This is a genomic window from Microbacterium sp. ZW T2_14 (assembly GCF_044987405.1).
Classification (GTDB): Bacteria; Actinomycetota; Actinomycetes; order Actinomycetales; family Microbacteriaceae; genus Microbacterium.
This window is the reverse complement of the sequence record NZ_JBJDRK010000125.1, coordinates 1-1,389: the sequence shown is the minus strand read 5'-3', so window position 1 is coordinate 1,389 and position 1,389 is coordinate 1. Positions and strand designations below refer to the sequence as shown.

Below are 1,389 nucleotides of genomic sequence, written 5' to 3'. Positions count from 1 at the left end.
ACCTGCCACGGTCCCGGCCGCGGAGCAGCCGGGACCGTGGCAGGTGACCGCCGCGGGCGACGTCTCGGTCTCGCTCGACGGGGCCGACCTCGTGGTCGTCGCCGACGGGGTCACGACGCGGCGGGCCGCGGCATCCGTCACCGCCCTCACGATCTCGGCGGGCGGCCATGTCAGCCTCCCCGCCTCGCTCGGCCTCGCCGTCACCGTCACCTCGGCAGCGGCCCTCGCGGTCAGCGGAACCGGCGTGACCTGGAACAGCGACGGCGCCGGAAGCGGATCCGTCGGTGCGACGGTCTTCTCGGGCGTCGGCCGGCTGGTCGCCGTCGGGAGCGGTCACGTGCTGCGTGGTCCGGCTGCCGACACGACCTGGCAGATCGACGGGCAGCGTGCGGGCAGCGTCGCCGGCCAGCGCTTCTCGGGCTTCGACGTGCTGCAGGGGGCCGCAGGCAATCGCGACGACTTCGTCGTCGCTCCGGGCGGACGCATCGGCCGGGTCGACGGCGGTGCCGGCGGCTACGACGTGCTGCGGTTCAGCGGGGCGCACGGCGCGGTGACGTCGCGTCCGACCGGTTCGCAGTCCGGCACCCTGATGGTCGGCGGCACCACCCTCGCCTACGACGGGCTCGAGCCCATCGGGCCGGCCGACGTCACCGACTTCGACTTCGCCGACGCGACGGACGACGACACCATCGAGGTGACGCCCGACGCCGTCAACATCGGCTACATCCTGGTGCGCAGCCTGGCGAACGCGTTCGAGTCCCACTCGGTCCGCCCGCTCGGCTCGTTCGTCGTGAAGAGCACCGGCAAGGGCGCGACGATCCGCATCGTCGGCACCCTGACGTTCCACGGCGTGACGTTCCGCTTCGAGGCGACGCGCGTCGTGGTCGGTCCCGGCGGTGTGCTGGATGCCGGCGCCGCCGACGTCGTCCTCGCCGCCACCGCCACCACGGCCGACGACACACCCGCGATCGCGGAGGTCATCCTGACCGACGCGGTCGTGCGCGGCGGCAACGTCCAGGCGACCGCCACCGCGGTCAACACCGCCGACCCGGGCGCCACGGTCGGACTCGCCCTCGGCGAGAGCGTCGCATCGGCGCTCGTGCAGCTGGCGGGCACCTCGCGCATCGAGGCACAGGGCACCGTGTCGCTGGCCAGCTCGTCGACGGCGACGCTGGTCACCACCTCGACGGGGACCGGAGCGGATGCCGCGGTCGACGCCGCCGTGGCGCACGCGACCATCGACAACTCGGCCGTGACCCGGATCACCGACACCGCCTCGGTGCAGGCGGCGGGCGCGGTGAGCATCTCGGCCACGACCGTCACGACGGCCACGACCACCGCCGACGCCACCGCCGCCACGGCGGGGGCCGCCGTCGCGACGACCACCGC

Annotated in this window: 1 pseudogene; it reads left to right on the top strand. The window is 74.4% G+C overall.

Annotated features, from left to right (window positions below):
• Positions 1-1,389 (top strand): annotated as a pseudogene (locus ACI3KY_RS20250) (hypothetical protein); the annotation flags it as partial.